The organism is Candidatus Colwellia aromaticivorans (genome assembly GCF_003333305.1).
In the GTDB taxonomy this organism is placed as follows: domain Bacteria; phylum Pseudomonadota; class Gammaproteobacteria; order Enterobacterales; family Alteromonadaceae; genus Colwellia; species Colwellia aromaticivorans.
The window spans coordinates 1-15,969 of record NZ_QOLD01000004.1 but is presented as its reverse complement, the minus strand read 5'-3'; the positions used below and the strand labels follow the sequence as shown (position 1 = coordinate 15,969).

Annotated in this window: 13 protein-coding genes; 6 read left to right on the top strand and 7 right to left on the bottom strand. The window is 37.6% G+C overall.

What is annotated here, in order from left to right; genetic code table 11:
- Positions 1 to 691 precede the first annotated feature (691 nt).
- The 3 genes from DWA31_RS00565 to DWA31_RS00555 all read left to right on the top strand — a co-directional run bounded on the left by DWA31_RS00565 (position 692) and on the right by DWA31_RS00555 (position 4,664).
- Complete coding sequence (locus DWA31_RS00565; protein WP_114324740.1) at positions 692 to 1,219, top strand: heme NO-binding domain-containing protein; 528 nt, start codon at positions 692 to 694, stop codon at positions 1,217 to 1,219.
- Positions 1,220 to 1,225: 6 nt separating this feature from the next.
- Positions 1,226 to 3,133 (top strand): putative bifunctional diguanylate cyclase/phosphodiesterase, encoded by a 1,908-nt coding sequence (locus tag DWA31_RS00560; RefSeq protein ID WP_114324739.1) that lies wholly within the window; start codon positions 1,226 to 1,228, stop codon positions 3,131 to 3,133.
- Positions 3,134 to 3,812: 679 nt separating this feature from the next.
- A complete protein-coding gene (locus tag DWA31_RS00555; protein ID WP_114324738.1) occupies positions 3,813 to 4,664 on the top strand; it encodes a hypothetical protein in 852 nt (283 codons plus the stop codon).
- 29 nt (positions 4,665 to 4,693) lie between these two features.
- Here DWA31_RS00555 and DWA31_RS00550 read toward each other — a convergent pair whose 3' ends face one another.
- From DWA31_RS00550 to guaB, 6 genes are all read right to left on the bottom strand, one after another.
- Positions 4,694 to 5,569: a DMT family transporter gene (locus tag DWA31_RS00550; RefSeq protein ID WP_210725517.1), complete on the bottom strand. Its 876-nt coding sequence runs from the start codon at positions 5,567 to 5,569 to the stop codon at positions 4,694 to 4,696.
- A 56-nt stretch (positions 5,570 to 5,625) separates the two neighbouring features.
- Positions 5,626 to 7,662: a RecQ family ATP-dependent DNA helicase gene (locus DWA31_RS00545; protein ID WP_114324737.1), complete on the bottom strand. Its 2,037-nt coding sequence runs from the start codon at positions 7,660 to 7,662 to the stop codon at positions 5,626 to 5,628.
- A gap of 51 nt (positions 7,663 to 7,713) precedes the next feature.
- Positions 7,714 to 8,064, bottom strand: coding sequence for a RidA family protein (locus DWA31_RS00540; RefSeq protein ID WP_114324736.1), 351 nt, complete (start codon positions 8,062 to 8,064; stop codon positions 7,714 to 7,716).
- A 2-nt stretch (positions 8,065 to 8,066) separates the two neighbouring features.
- Positions 8,067 to 8,714, bottom strand: coding sequence for a DUF2959 domain-containing protein (locus DWA31_RS00535; RefSeq protein ID WP_114324735.1), 648 nt, complete (start codon positions 8,712 to 8,714; stop codon positions 8,067 to 8,069).
- Positions 8,715 to 9,027: 313 nt separating this feature from the next.
- The gene (gene guaA, locus DWA31_RS00530) at positions 9,028 to 10,605 is read right to left on the bottom strand and encodes a glutamine-hydrolyzing GMP synthase (protein WP_114324734.1); all 1,578 of its coding nucleotides are present in this window, start codon (positions 10,603 to 10,605) and stop codon (positions 9,028 to 9,030) included.
- A gap of 380 nt (positions 10,606 to 10,985) precedes the next feature.
- On the bottom strand, positions 10,986 to 12,458 hold the full coding sequence (guaB, locus tag DWA31_RS00525) for an IMP dehydrogenase (RefSeq protein ID WP_114324733.1): 1,473 nt from the start codon (positions 12,456 to 12,458) through the stop codon (positions 10,986 to 10,988).
- A 695-nt stretch (positions 12,459 to 13,153) separates the two neighbouring features.
- Between guaB and xseA the strand changes: the two genes are divergently transcribed.
- Positions 13,154 to 14,488: an exodeoxyribonuclease VII large subunit gene (gene xseA, locus DWA31_RS00520; protein ID WP_114324732.1), complete on the top strand. Its 1,335-nt coding sequence runs from the start codon at positions 13,154 to 13,156 to the stop codon at positions 14,486 to 14,488.
- A gap of 23 nt (positions 14,489 to 14,511) precedes the next feature.
- Here the strand turns inward: xseA and DWA31_RS00515 are convergent, their stop codons facing one another.
- Complete coding sequence (locus DWA31_RS00515) at positions 14,512 to 15,195, bottom strand: PilZ domain-containing protein (protein ID WP_114324731.1); 684 nt, start codon at positions 15,193 to 15,195, stop codon at positions 14,512 to 14,514.
- 284 nt (positions 15,196 to 15,479) lie between these two features.
- On the opposite strand from DWA31_RS00515, the gene tnpA reads away from it, so the two are divergent.
- Both tnpA and tnpB read left to right on the top strand, forming a co-directional pair.
- Positions 15,480 to 15,797, top strand: coding sequence for an IS66 family insertion sequence element accessory protein TnpA (tnpA, locus tag DWA31_RS00510; protein WP_114324640.1), 318 nt, complete (start codon positions 15,480 to 15,482; stop codon positions 15,795 to 15,797).
- On the top strand, positions 15,790 to 15,969 hold a 180-nt coding region (gene tnpB / locus DWA31_RS00505), incomplete at its 3' end, for an IS66 family insertion sequence element accessory protein TnpB (protein ID WP_210725508.1). The genes tnpA and tnpB, both read left to right, overlap by 8 nt.

Below are 15,969 nucleotides of genomic sequence, written 5' to 3'. Positions count from 1 at the left end.
CATATTACAGGCTTTTAGTTAATTTTAGCTTGAATATTAATTTTGACTTAACCTTACCATTGATTAAGTCTGGAATTGCCACTACGGGGTAAGACAACTACTGCGGAAGTTAGCATTTGAAAATTAATACTGAAATTTTTTGTATGTTTAGATCTAGAGCGGACATGACTGAACAACCACATTACTCTGGCAGGTTCCTGATAGCAGACGTTCCCCACAGATGAAAACATGTTGTTTTTGATGATAACTTTTACCAATAAGTCGATCAGTCTGGCTGGGAACAAAGCCACCATTGCCGCCAGTCAAGATGTTGAAATGGCATGACTTAAAGTATCAGAAATTGAATGTCAATTGCTGAAATCAATTGCTCTGCCCCCATTGATTCTCTGTATAAATTGCTTGTGAAAGTTTTTCAACGACATCTTTAGATGTTTGTAAACTGCACGCCAAATATAAATCTACTGGTCTATCACTTAATTTAAGGTAAGTTTTTAATAACCCATAATCAATATGCCATAGACATCATAAAAAAAAACAATTAAGTTACCCATGCCTGTTTCTATACTTTTGTTCGAAAAGGCGATGTAAAACAGTTGTTCATTTTTTTTATGTAAATGACTATCCATAACTCAGGCTGATTCATGGAAATTATTTTTTCCTTTACATAACAATAGTTAATTTAAGGTGCATCATGAAAGGCATTGTATTTACTGAATTTTTTGAAATGGTAGAAGAGCAATTAGGTTTTGAGCTTGTCGATAAATTAATTGATGAAACCGAGCTTAAAACAGCGGGGTCTTATACTTCAGTAGGCACCTATGATCACCGAGAGCTTTTAGCATTAGTGTCCAACTTACATAAATTTACCAATATTCCAGTTAACGAACTATTAGAAAATTATGGCCAGTATTTATTTCCTAGACTAGCAGATATTGCTCCCGAGTTGATTAATAAATTTGAGAACTTATTTGATTTATTACTGGCAGTAGATAGTATTATTCATGTTGAAGTGCAAAAACTGTATCCGGATGCTGAACTACCAAAATTTACTACTGCCAGTCATAAAGATAATGAATTAAAGCTAATTTATAGTTCTTGTCGACCATTTGCTTATTTAGCTAAGGGATTAATCCTCGGCTGTGCCCAGTATTATGATGAGCAAGTGAGTATTAATATAGAAAATATGCACAAAGATACTCTAATTACTGTCGTACGTTAATTAATTATGATGAACCAAGACGAAAAACAAATTTTATTCTTAAAGCGTAAAGTTGATCGAGAAAAAATTGCTCGTACAGAGGCTGAGCGTTTATTGGAATTTAAAAGTTTAGAATTATATCAGGTTAATCAGCAGTTACTTATCACCAATAAAAACCTTGACCAAACTGTCGAAGAGCGCACCTCTGAATTAAAAATAGCTCACAGTGCCGCTGAATTGGCGGCAGTACACCTAAAAGAAAGCTTAGAGCGGCTTGAGTTAATTGTTCAGGCATCGGGTGCCACAACATGGGAATATAACCTAACAACCAATACTTTTTCTTGTTCTGAAACGATTGTAAATCAGTTAGCTTATCATCCTGAAGAAATTACAACCTACGATGAATTTATTTCCATTATCCATTCGGATGATAAACCTGCTGTTGTGAATGCTTATAAAGCACTTTTAAATTCACTAAAAACTATTGATTTACAATGCCGTTTATTACACAAAAATGGCATTTATCATTGGTTTCATATAGTTGCTCAAGTTGATGAGGGGGCATTACGTATAGTTGGTTCTTTTGTTGATATTCATGAACGCAAAGAAAGTGAAAAAATCATCAAGAAAATGGCGCATTATGATGCGTTAACTAATATTCCGAATCGAAGCTTCTTTAATGACTTCATCATTGAAAGTATCAAATCATCAAAAATAAATAACCATACCTTTGCCCTATTATTGATTGATTTAAACGACTTTAAACTCATTAATGATCGTTATGGTCATCAATCTGGCGATGCATTACTGGTGAATATTTCCACTATTATAGCCGAACATATTAAAGGGGTAGATATTGTTGCTCGTATGGGCGGAGATGAATTTGCGCTGGTTTTAAATGAACTTTCTCCTGTCGGCAGTTTAGACCACTTTTGCAAGACCTTAATCACATCCTGTTCAAAGCCTATTGAAGTATTAGGCCAGCAGTTTTCAGCAAGTTTAAGTATCGGCATTGCGAAATATCCAAATGATGCTGAGACTGTTACTAGTCTATTAAATTGTGCTGACATCGCTATGTATTCAGCGAAAAGGAATAAAGTTACAGGCAGTACCTTTGCCTATTACTGTCGGGATTTAGATGATGAACAAAGCAAAAAATTAACCTTACGGAGTAAAATTGAAGATGCGATTGAAAACAATCACTTTCATCTTGAATTTCAACCTTGCATTGAAGTATCTACGGGTAAATGTAACAGCAGCGAAGCGTTATTACGATGGAACAATAAACCTGAAGGTTCAACTATTCAAGAGGTTATAGAGGTTTCAGAAGAAAGTGGTCTTATTCTAAAGTTAAGCGAAATAATTATAAGCCAAGCCTGTTGTTTTGTAGCAAAACTTGAAAAAAATGGAATAGTTCAGAAAGTAGGTGTTAATCTTTCGTCCGTTCAATTTCAATATCAAGATATTGTAGCAATATTTACTGTAGCCATTAATAAATTCAAAATATCCGCACATCATTTACAGGTAGAAGTTACCGAGAATCTTTTTTTAGGTGATATGGAGCGTGCAATATCCGTACTTACAGAACTGAGAACCTTAGGTATTGATATCTATATCGATGATTTTGGCACGGGATATTCCAGCCTAAAATATTTACAAATTTTACCTGTAGATTGGGTTAAAATTGATAAAATATTTATTGATGATTTAGCGATTAAAGATCAAAGCTTACATATTATTCAAGCTATTATCCAAATGACTCATTCTATGAAAAGAAAAGTGGTTGCCGAGGGGGTTGAAACAGCAGAGCAATATCAATTGCTACATCAACTTGGCTGTGATGTAGCACAAGGTTATTATATTTCTCCTGCCCTTCCCGTAAAAGGCTATATAAAATGGTTAAGTAGTAATCAACCGTTTATTGGACGTACCTAATTACTCCTTTGAACTTTTCTAAGGTATAAATACTTAAAACAAGTTATTACTAGCATTCATTCAGCTCTTAATACCTCACTAAAGATTTACCGCGTACTAATCCATGTATCACAATAATTTACAATATTAGTTTTTAGTTTCGCAGAAATGAAATGATCAAAGTTGCTTGTACTAAAACCTCCATCACTAGTTTAAGCCAATTAATTAGTAATATATTAATTAAAATAGGTCTCAGGGCTGCATAGTTAGCATTGTGAGGTGGCATCCACTGGCAGCAATGAGCTCAGGCTAATGGAATGAGTCTCAAAACCGATCTTAGGAACGTCCGCTATGCCAATGATTATTAGGCTGGCTGTCGACCTATTTAAGTCAACTAACAGGTGTACTGTTGACCTCGACAAACACTCTCAATTTCAAACACTTACTTCTTCTTAGCGCACTTTCACGACTGTAATGTGCGTTTGAGCCAATAAAATTTAGTTTACTCGATATAAATAACATATAAATCCTCCTAAAAGTTGAGAACATTAATGGTAATTATTGCGCTAATCGTTACTATCTTGAAATTAGTTTGTTATTAGCTGGTTCTTAATTAACTTAGCTTTATAATACTAAAGCTCACTCTTGTGCTAACAAACGCTCCTTACACCAATAAACAATAAATAAAGGCTAACCATCAATGTTCTCAACTTTTTTCAAAGCAAAACCTGTTATTGATGAATCAAGCAAAGAGTGGATTTTTGATACCTTTGCTTGGTGTATTGAGCAACTTGATGGTGATTTTTTTCAAAAGAACAGTGAGTTGATATTACCTAATAACTCCTTCTATCCGGGTAGTTCAAGCAGCGTAGAAGAAATGGCTGAAACCATTTTTGCTAATACCATTAAGTACACTGGGATGACGTCATGGCCAATAAGACTTGTACCAGCTGATACTTTTAGCCCAAAGCCAATGCCTCAGTTGTCTTTTGAATCATCGCTTCGTGGTGAAAATGCAATTGTTACCGCTGGCATAAGCGCTCAAGTAAATAATGAAATAAGCTATAAAGTAGAGGGTGAAGCGCTCGTATCTTCAACACCTACAATAGACATTGCTTTTCATCCTAGTCAACTTAACCAACCGCAAGATTTAATCGCCTATTTAGTGCAAATACAGGCAGGTATTTTAGTTAATCAACATGGTTCAAGTGCCCCCGGCGGCAAAGACCTATTAGCGCAAACCATTGATTTAGTCGCTTGTTTTATGGGCTTTGGTGTTATTTTTGCAAATACTGCTTACCAATTTAAAGGCGGTTGTGGCTCATGTAATAATCGAAACCTTAACAGACAACCAGCATTACCTGAGTTAGAAACAGTCTACGCGTTAGCATTATTTAGCGTAATAAAAGGGCTTGATATTAAACCGATAAAGAAAGAACTAAAATCTCATTTATATAAGCCATTTCGCCAAGCACACAAAGAAATCACACTGTATTTACAACAAAAAACTAATCCTGATCATGCGCGATTAATCGCTGCTAACAGCAAATAAAGCGATTAAAATTAAAATAAACCAGCCCGCTAGCGTTTCCAAAACACGTTGATTAACGCGCCTACCATGATTAATCCACCACCCATAATAGTGGTAATCATGGGTACCTCACTAAAGTACGCCCATCCTATAAATACCGAAAACAGTACTTGCACGTAAGAATAAGCGGTTGCTTTGTTAGCGTCAGCGCAATGTAGTGCTTTTGTTAATCCTACTTGCCCTACTTGGGTGAATATACCCACTAAAATCAATAAGCCCATCGCCAATAAACTCGGCACAACAAAATCACTGCCTAACATGATAATTGAAACGGGAAAGGCAACCAGTGGGAAGTAAAAAATAATGACCGAACTGTCATCGGTTTTGGTCAATTTTTTCACAATAACATAAGCAACCGCACTACCGAAAGCCCCTAGTACACCAGCGACAATACTTAACCATGGGTAATGTACGCCACCATCTACTTGTAAATTCGGCTGAATAATAATAAATAAGCCAATTAAGCTGATAACAATACAGGCAACGGTTGATCGCTGAATAACTTCTTTTAGAAAAAACAACGCCAGAATAGCGGTAAACACTGGATGCAAATATTGTAATACCGTCGCTTCTGCTAATGGCAAGGTTGTTACCGCATAGTAAACGAGCATGAGAGCAAACGAGCCAACAATGCCTCGCGCAATTAACAGCATTTTATTGTGCCCCCACATCGGGATTTTTTTACGCTTAATATCCGCGTAACTAATAATGCCTGAAACGATGGATCTGACCGCGACAATTTCAAGTACCGGAATACCTAAACCGCTGACTTCTTTTACACAGGCAGCCATTAAGGAAAAGCCTAATGCCGAGATCAACATATACCAAACACTCATTGGCATTGAATTTTTTATTGCAGTGAACATTGACTGTTGTACTCGAATAGCAAAAAGGAAAGTTACGCTCTGCTTAAGCAGTTATGTTATTTGTTCATATCGATGAATAGCGGAGTAACTCTATCTCTAATCGCTTGATATCGTTGTTTTTCACAAATACCAAAGCCCGATAATTGTCTGACTTTATTACGACCAAATAATGGCACTGTCATGCCTGCAAAAAAACGACAATAGCTTTCAAGTGACAAGGGTTGGTTTATTTTATCGTTAAGCCGTTGTGCTAATTCCAGCATGCCTTGTTTTAATGTTTCATCATTCGGCCATGGAATTTGTGTTTGAGAGTGTTCAAGTACTGCTACTTGGCCACGACAAACGCTACAGTGACCACATTGTGGTACTGAGCTATTATTCGTAGAAGCAGCATCATCAAACCTATTACTATCAAAAAAAGTATCATCAAAGTAACGCGCTAGGTTTACTGTTAAACAAGTGTCCAGTTGAAAGAAGCGAACTAAGGTGGCAATACGTTTAATTTCTTTTTCTTCATTGCCTTTAAAGTAATTATAAAGGTCTTGGCATAAATTCGGATCAGCCAATTCATTCAGGTTTATTTTAAAAACCTCAGTCATACCTTTTGTTTCAAGCACAATTAATTGTTGTTCTTGCAGGTATTCAAGGGCGGCAATAACACGATTACGATCGATGCTTTTGTCTTGCAATAAGGTATCGAAATTTAAACTGCCCCACACTTTTTTGAATTCTGTCGCGTTAAAGATGCGTTGTAAAAAGTCTTTACGCTGATCATTAAAGCTATTAACAATTTCAGCTTTAGGCTTTAATAGTTTAATTTTAAAATCAGCAAAGTAAGCATAAAGCGGTTCTATCACGCCAGCGAGTTCTAGCTGTACCAGTAACGTTTTCAGCGGTAATTGTTTAATATTAACGGCATTAGACAGCTGCAATATTTGTAACTCCCACTTTCCTTCAGATCTACTGTCATAGGTGTTTGTTATTACTTCTGATTTTATCGTGTTTAATAACATTTCAATGCCAGTAAACTCAGGGGTGTCACCGTAAACAAAGTTTTCAACGGTATTTAAGCCATCAAGATTTGCTAGGGTAAAACACTGAGAAGGCAAACCATCTCGCCCTGCTCGGCCTATTTCTTGACTGTAGTTTTCAATGGATTTTGGCAAATCGTAATGAATAACAAAACGTATATCGCTTTTGTCTATACCCATACCAAACGCAATGGTAGCAACAATAACCTGTATTTGACCTGCCATAAAATCTTGCTGAATTTGACTACGGGTATCACTGTCAAAACCTGCATGATAAGCACAAGCGTTAATCCCTTGCTGCGTTAAGTATTGCGCGACTGTTTCAGCCGAATGTTGCAAAGTAACGTAAACAATACCCGCGCCTTGTTGCGCCATAATAACTTGTTCAAGTTGCTTGTTTTTATGTGACTGTGTAACGGGTAGCACGCTTAAATCAAGGTTTGGTCGATAAAAGCCTGTTTGTACAATATGTTCGTCTTGAATGGCAAACTTAGCCGCCATATCTTGCTTTACTTTACGCGTAGCCGTCGCGGTGAGTAGTAACACTAATGATATTTTTAACGCTTGGCAGTAACTGGGTAGTTTTAAGTAATCGGGTCTAAAGTTATGACCCCATTCAGAGATACAATGCGCTTCATCAACCACCAGCATAGACACAGGTACCAATTCAATAAACTGCCTGAAGCGCTCATTTTTGAAACGCTCTACCGACACCATTAATACTTTAATTTCACCACTGCGCACACCTGCCATAACAGTTTGTGCTTCATTTCCTTTTAAAGTCGAATCAATACTTGCCGCCTTAATGCCTTTGCTAGCCAAAAACGCCAATTGATCTTTCATTAAGGCTAACAGAGGTGAAACAACAAGCGTTAAATGGGGTAAGTGCAAAGCCGTTAATTGGTAACATAAAGACTTACCTGAACCTGTTGGGAATATAGATAATGTTGACTGCCCTGAAAGCAATTGCGTTATGGTTTGTTGTTGGCCTTCTCTGAACGCTTCAAAACCAAAAGTAGTTTTTAACGATTGTTGAAGAGAGTTTAAAGGCTGTCCATTCATGTTCTATATTCCAGTAAATTGTTATTCAATAGCGACACTTTATTTTTTACTTTAAATCTCTGCCGCCACGACTGAAATTTCAACTAACAAAGCTTCGCGTGCCATTTTAGCCGCAACACAAGCACGTGCAGGCGCATAACCTGTCGGTACCCAAGCATCCCATACGGCGTTCATATCAGCAAAATAACTCATATCTTTAACATAAATAGTTGCTGATAATATGTGCTCTCTGTCACTACCCGCTTTTATTAATAAGTCATCCACTTTATCCAACATGGTTTGTGTTTGTTCGGTAATATCTTTTGTTGCATCTGCCGCTACTTGGCCGCATAAATAGATGGTTCCGTTATGCTTAACAATACGACTCATGCGTTGCTTCGTTTCTTGTCTTTCAATAGACATTCTTACTTCTCCAACATATCTATAAATTTTTGTGATTGTTCAATGGCTGAATTCATCTCTTTAATGAGTGCGCTAACATCTCTTTTAATTGATACCATTTCACCTTGTAATGCACCAACCGCTTTAGCATTTAAGTTATGCTTTAAAAACAGGCTGTTATCTTTTAATGCTGATAAAACAGGTGCCATTTTACTTTCCGCTTTACGCATAGACTTAATTAATGACTGGTAACGACGTTGGGTTTCTCTTAATTTTGTAGCGCTTTGTCTTTTAAGGCTTGAGCTTGAAATCTCATCTATTTCGTCTTCCCACTCTTCAAATAGCGCATCAGACACATCTTCTATTTTTTCAATACGTGAACTGACACGCTCTGCCGCATCTTTAGAGTCTTCATATTGCTCTTGAATTACATTATATTGCTCTTCAAGATCGCCGCCATCAAAGTTAATTAATGCCGTCATTTCTGCTAATGCCGACTTAAATTGCTCTTGAGCGTCTTGTTGAGATTCTTTGGCGTCAACCACACGATCAACCATGATGTCACGTTTGTGAATTCCTACTTTTTCCATTGCCGAATAATAAGCGCTTGAACAGCCTGATAATGTAATAAAGCTTATAATAACGCATAACTTTTGACTGAATTTAAACATAAAATTTCCTTATTTGATCCTAAAATTATTGTTCAATTAGTATTACTTTTCACAATACCCTTTATCGCCTAGTGTGAAAAGCGCTAATATTGATTAAACGAGTCGGGTATGTATTTATTCTATTTATAAATAACCAACAAAAACCCCAAGGTTTTTCAACATTGGGGTTTTATCAAGGTATAAAATCTAAGTGTTGTTTAAACGACGAAGTAATTTATTAATTCAAGGAAATCGCACGGAGCTGACGCTAGTCAGTAAGTACGTTTGACGATGAAGTAGTACATTACAGCAAGTTTAAAAATCACTTAACAAGTTATTCCCATTCTATTGTCGCTGGCGGCTTACCACTGATGTCGTAAACAACACGTGAAATGCCATCAATTTCATTGATAATACGGTTTGAAACCAAGCCTAAGAAATCATATGGTAAATGTGACCAACGAGCGGTCATAAAATCAATAGTTTCAACACAGCGTAAGCTAACTACCCAGTCATATTTACGGGCATCGCCCATAACACCAACCGAACGTACCGGTAAGAATACCGTAAAGGCTTGGCTAACTTTGTGGTACAGCTCAGCTTTGTGTAATTCTTCAATAAAAATAGCATCTGCACGGCGTAGTAAATCACAGTATTCTTTTTTCACTTCACCTAAAACACGTACACCTAACCCAGGCCCAGGGAATGGATGACGATAAAGCATATCGTATGGTAAACCGAGTTCTAAACCAATTTTACGTACTTCATCTTTAAATAATTCACGTAATGGTTCAACTAAACCTAGCTCCATATAATCAGGTAAGCCACCAACATTATGGTGCGATTTAATCACATGGGCTTTACCTGTTGCTGACGCAGCTGATTCGATAACATCAGGGTAAATAGTCCCTTGAGCTAACCATTTAGCATTTTCAAGTTTTTTCGACTCTTCTTCAAACACATCAATAAAAACATTACCGATAATTTTACGTTTTGCTTCTGGCTCGCTTTCGCCTGCCATTCTGTCTAAGAACCTGTTTTCGGCATTCACATGTATTATTTTTAAACCAAAGTGATCACCAAACATATCCATTACTTGTTGGCCTTCGTTTAAACGTAACAAACCGTTGTCAACAAAAACACAGGTAAGCTTATCGCCAATAGCGCGTTGTAAAAGCATGGCAACAACTGATGAATCAACGCCACCTGAAAGGCCTAAAATAACTTCATCATCACCAATTTGCGCTTTCATTTTAGCGATAGCGTCTTCGATGATAGTTGCTGAAGTCCAAAGTTTTTCACACTGACAAATATCAACAACAAAGTGCTCTAAAATACGCATACCTTGCTTTGTGTGGGTAACTTCTGGGTGAAATTGAACACCATAGAATTGCTTGTCTTCATTGGCTATTGCCGCATAGGCACAGCTGTCGGTTTTAGCAACCGTTACAAAACCGTCAGGAATTGCCGATACTTTATCGCCATGGCTCATCCAAACGTCAAGTAAAGCATTACCGTTATCGCCAATACTGTCTTCAACATTATTGAATAACGCCGATTTAGTAATTAACTCAACCGCAGCATAACCAAACTCTTTATGGCTCGAACTTTCAACACCACCGCCAAGTTGCTCTGCCATTGTTTGCATGCCGTAACAAATACCTAATACCGGTACGCCAGCGGTATATACATATTCTGGCGCACGAGGTGAATTAGTTTCAGTCACTGATTCAGGGCCACCCGCAAGAATAATTCCCGTTGGGTTAAATTCTTTAATTTGCGCTTCAGTCACATCCCATGACCAAAGTTCACAGTAAACGCCAATTTCACGTACACGACGAGCAATAAGCTGAGTGTATTGTGAACCAAAATCTAAAATCAGTATGCGGTGATCATGAATGTCTTTACTCATGTTTGTTTTCCTACTATTAACACTCGTCATGAATAAACTTTATACTGCGTTGTTTTCATCATTAAACAAAATCATTTATAAAACCTTATTTATCATAAGATAAGTCATTTGTTTAATCACTCAACAGCCTTGCCTAAAGCCCATTCATATAGAGCGGTGTACATTAAATAAAAAGGCTGAGCTTTCTCTATTTAAGAGTTACAGCTCAACCTGTTTGAATTTTTATCTTTTAATCTCTTTACGTTTAGCAAAAGATTAAGAATGTTTTAGTTCAAAGCTAGTTAGCGTTAGAGCAAAGAAGAAGCGCGGAGTTGACGCTAGTCAATGAGCACTTATGATGCCGCTATTACGCTAAATAGCACAGAAATGAAATTTTCGGCTTAGCCCATTCTATAATTAGGGGCTTCTTTTGTGATGGTTACATCATGTACATGCGACTCACCCATACCTGCTGACGTTATTTTCATAAACTCAGGCTTAGTACGCATTGTCTCAATATCTTTAGAGCCAGTTAAGCCCATAGATGAACGTAAACCGCCCATTTGTTGATGAATGATTGCCGATACCGGGCCTTTATACGCCACACGACCTTCAATACCTTCTGGGACTAATTTATCAGCTTCACCATCAGATTTCTGGAAATAACGATCACTTGAACCTTCTTTTTGATCCATAGCACCTAAAGAACCCATACCACGATATGATTTATAGTAACGACCTTGGTAAAGTTCAACTTCACCCGGTGCTTCTTCAGTACCTGCCAACATGCTACCAACCATTACAGAGTGTGCACCCGCGACTAAAGCTTTAGCAATATCACCTGAAAAGCGAATTCCGCCATCAGCAATCACTGGAATGCCTGTGCCTTTCAATGCTTCAACTGCATTTGAAATAGCCGTTAGCTGTGGAACACCAACACCGGTAACAATACGTGTTGTACAAATTGAACCTGGGCCAATACCTACTTTAACGGCATCAACACCCGCATCAGCCATTGCTTTCGCACCAGCACCGGTAGCAACGTTACCAGCAACAATTTGTAAATCAGGGTATTTATCGCGAGTTTCTTTAACGCGGTCTAATACGCCTTGTGAATGGCCATGAGAAGTATCAATTAATAATACGTCAACACCTGCAGCAACCAAAGCGTCAATACGCTCATCAGTACCGGCACCAACGCCAACAGCAGCGCCAACACGTAAGCGGCCTAGCTCATCTTTACATGCATTCGGCTTGTTTTCAGCTTTTTGATAATCTTTCGCCGTAATTAAACCCACTAATTTAAACGCATCATCAACAACCAATATTTTTTCAATACGGTTTTCATGCATTAGTCCTAAAATTTCTTCGCGTGCAGCACCTTCTTTAACTGTCACTAAGTTTTCTTTAGTGGTCATCAACGCTGATGCAGGCTTAGTTAAGTCTGTTTCAAAACGTAAATCACGACCGGTAATAATACCGACTAGGTTATTGTTATCATCAACTACTGGAAAGCCGGTAAAACTTAAATCATCGGCTTTACGCATGATTTTCTCAATAGAATCAGAGGCTCTGACAGTTTTCGGGTCAGAGACAATACCACTTTCATACTTTTTAACTTGCTTCACATTACTGGCTTGTTCTGCGATAGTCATATTTTTGTGAATAAAACCTAAACCACCTTCTTTCGCTAAGGTAATAGCTAAACGTGCTTCAGTGACTGTATCCATAGATGCAGAAACCATAGGTACATTTAATGTGATTTTTCGGGTTAAACGGGTTTTTAGATCAGCTGTATGAGGTAGTACCGTTGAATGAGCAGGTACTAGTAGAACATCGTCAAAAGTTAACGCTTCTTGGGCAATTCGTAACATCGCAATATCACCAGAGTTAGATGTGAAGTGAGTACTAAAGTCGTATAAGTTAGTACTGAATATTGCGGCAGAATTTTAACTGTTTTCTTTGGTTAGGTAAACATAAATTTAACATCAAGTAGTATTATTTTCATTGATGAAAGCAAAATAAATACCCATTGATAATGTTTATACCCAAACCACTTCAAGATGCAGGGTTCAGCGAGAATTAAAAGGCTTATACCCGTTACCATTCAAGATGCAGGTTTCAGAGTGCTTGAGCGATTTCAATTCAAGGCGCTGTGATGTAATAATGGTTACTCCCTTATAAATCACAGCAACGAGGAAGTGAGATTGCTCAAGCCCTTCTTCGATGGGTTTAAAAGTCATTTATACTGCGTTATTAAATTAAAGAATGGAACAACCATTCTATAAATTTAATGCCTTGCTTAAATGGCTTTTAATTCCCACTGAAATCACGCACTTTGAATGATTACGGGTATATAGGCAAGGCATTGATTGAAGGTAATAGTTGTTCTATTGTCAAAATCAATAACGCGGCATATACGCCTTGATCAAGAATTTCTCTGTAGCCCTGAAACTCGCATTTTGAAGTGGCTTGGGTATAGCTCAGACGTCCTGAAACTCGCATATTGAGGTGGTTTGGGTATATACTCTTGTTCCAACACGATTTAACTGATTAAACACCGATTTTTATGGCAGCACAGCACATTTTACAAGTAAGTGAGTTAACCAGAAAAGTTCGCTTTATTTTAGAAAGCGAGCTCAATACTGTTTGGCTAACGGGTGAAATATCTAACTTTGTTGCTGCGGGTTCCGGTCATTGGTATTTATCCCTTAAAGATAGTAAATCACAAGTTCGTTGTGCCATGTTTAAAGGTAATAATCGTCGTGTTAGACTTTCTAACCAAGGGATACCACGTAATGGACAACAAGTATTAGTGCGTGCCAAGGTTTCATTGTATGAGCCTCGTGGTGATTTTCAATTAATTATTGAACAGATGGAAGATGCTGGTGAAGGATTACTACGTCAACAGTATGAACAGTTAAAAAACAAGCTCAATGCCCTTGGTATGTTTTCCCAAACACACAAGCAAGCCATCCCTGAGCACATTCAAACGGTAGGTATAGTAACTTCACCTACCGGCGCTGCTGTTAAAGATATTTTATCGGTATTGATGCGCCGCAATCCCAACATTAACGCCATTATTTATCCTGCATTAGTTCAAGGAGAATATGCCAGTAATGATATTTGTCATGCCATTGCTCAAGCGAATAGTCGACAAGAATGCGATGTACTGATTGTTGGTCGTGGTGGTGGCTCTTTAGAAGATCTGTGGCCGTTCAATGAAGAGTCTGTAGTACAAGCTATTTATGATAGTCACTTACCCATTATCAGTGCGGTTGGCCATGAAGTTGATACTACATTAAGCGATTATGTCGCCGATTTACGTGCTGCTACACCTTCAGCGGCAGCTGAATTAGTCGCAAGTGACAGTAGTGAATTATTAGATAAAATAAAAATTGGTGAACAACGTTTAATCCATGCTATTAGCCGAAAAAAAGCCGATTTGCTGCAACAACACAATCATATCCAACATAGGTTGGCACAAGTTCATCCTGAGCAACAACTACGGATACAACAACAAAAACACGATGAGTTGAGCCTGCGCTTATCAATCGCAATACAACGGTTAATGGTACAATCAACACAACAGCCGGAACAATTACAACAAAGATTACAACAGTTATCCCCTTTAAAGGGTATCACTGAACAACAACACCAAGTAAAACAGCAAGAGCAAAGATTAATTTATGCTATGCAAAATAGCTTACAGCATAAGCGCAAGTTTTTTGTACATCTAATAGAGCAAATACAGCTAGTAAGCCCGTTAGCAACGATTGCTCGCGGTTATAGCATCACGCGAAGTACAAATAATGAAGTGATCAATTCAATTTCACAAGTTGCGTTGAACGATGAGATTACGGTACAAGTGACTGATGGCTCGATTAAAGCCAAAGTACTCTAAGTCATGAACACGTTATCAAAAAACTACTCTTGTATAGTGATAGTATTCAGTAACAACTGATTTACTTGATTATCACTTTCTTTGTTGAATTTAACACCAAAAGACAATCCATCTGCCTGCTGCTTTAAATTACATACCGTGCCACTAAGCTTAATGTTACTACCACCTTGCTTATCTTCAATAATAATTTCAATCACTTTTTTTTCTGATAAAACAAGTTTTTCGCCATTCTCAATATTTAGCTGACAACCGCTAACAGACAAATTGATAATAGTTGTTTGCCAATAATCTTGATCTATTTTTACTTTGGCATGGATATGGGTGTCGATACGAATAGCTGAGCGTAAATTTTGTATGCCAACCGTACGAGGAAAGTCTAATACTATAATACGTGATGGCATTTGAATGGTTTGTTTAATGGTGCTAATAAAAGCAAGCACTGCGCCCTCATGCCCTTCAATCAAACCACGCACTGTAATGCCCATTCCTTGCGTTATATGCTGAGCAAAGCTGCCTAGTTTCTTCATATCGGGAAACTGAATCAGTACATATCTTTTAGGTAAATAACCAATAAAAGTTGTTCTGAATTTAGCCCGTTGACCTGCAGGCGTAATAATCTCAATAGAGATCATTGAGCCCGCATGCAACAAAGACAAATTACGATTTAAGCGAGTTGCTGTTTCAACATTAGTTGCTTTATTGACCATAGACACTAGATTAACATTAACAAATTAAGATAATTCACATTATCCAAAGAATAAGCTAAATGCAATATAAATCAGTTACAAAGAGTAAAGTTACTAGTCATGAGTTTCGAGATACGAAGACACAACAATAGAGTGAAGTTACGAGCCGCGAGTTTCGAGATACGAAGACACAACAATAGAGTGAAGTTACGAGCCGCGAGTTTCGTGAACGTCTCGCCAAATGCACATATCCTAAGCTAAGCATTAACCCTAGACTTGCTTCAACGTAATAAAAGGAGCAATGTATGAGCCGTAAAACTTCCGATGAGTGGAAATGTCTTGTAGAGAAACAAATCACTAGCGGTCTATCAGTACCAAAGTTCTGTGACCAGTATCAATTAAGTACTAAGTATTTTTATGCGCGTAAAGCTATTATCGCTAAAGGCAATAACCGTACTGATTTTATACAAGCCAAAATTATTACCAAACAAACCATTATCACTCAGCCCATTGAATATCCCATCAAACTGAATCTACCCGTTGGTGAATTATCATTTCCTCATAATATTTCTCCTGCCTTTATAGCTGAGCTGCTCAATGGGCTAACGCATGAAGATGTTTAGTGATGTTCCCGAGGTTTTTCTTTATCGTGATTTTGTCGATTTTAGAAAATCGATAAATGGTTTAGTGGTGATTGTCGAACAGCAGATGCAAGTTTCACCTCTCACGGGCAGTGTCTTTGTTTTTTGCAATAAGGGCCGAGATAAATTGAAGGTACTTTATTGGGACAAAACT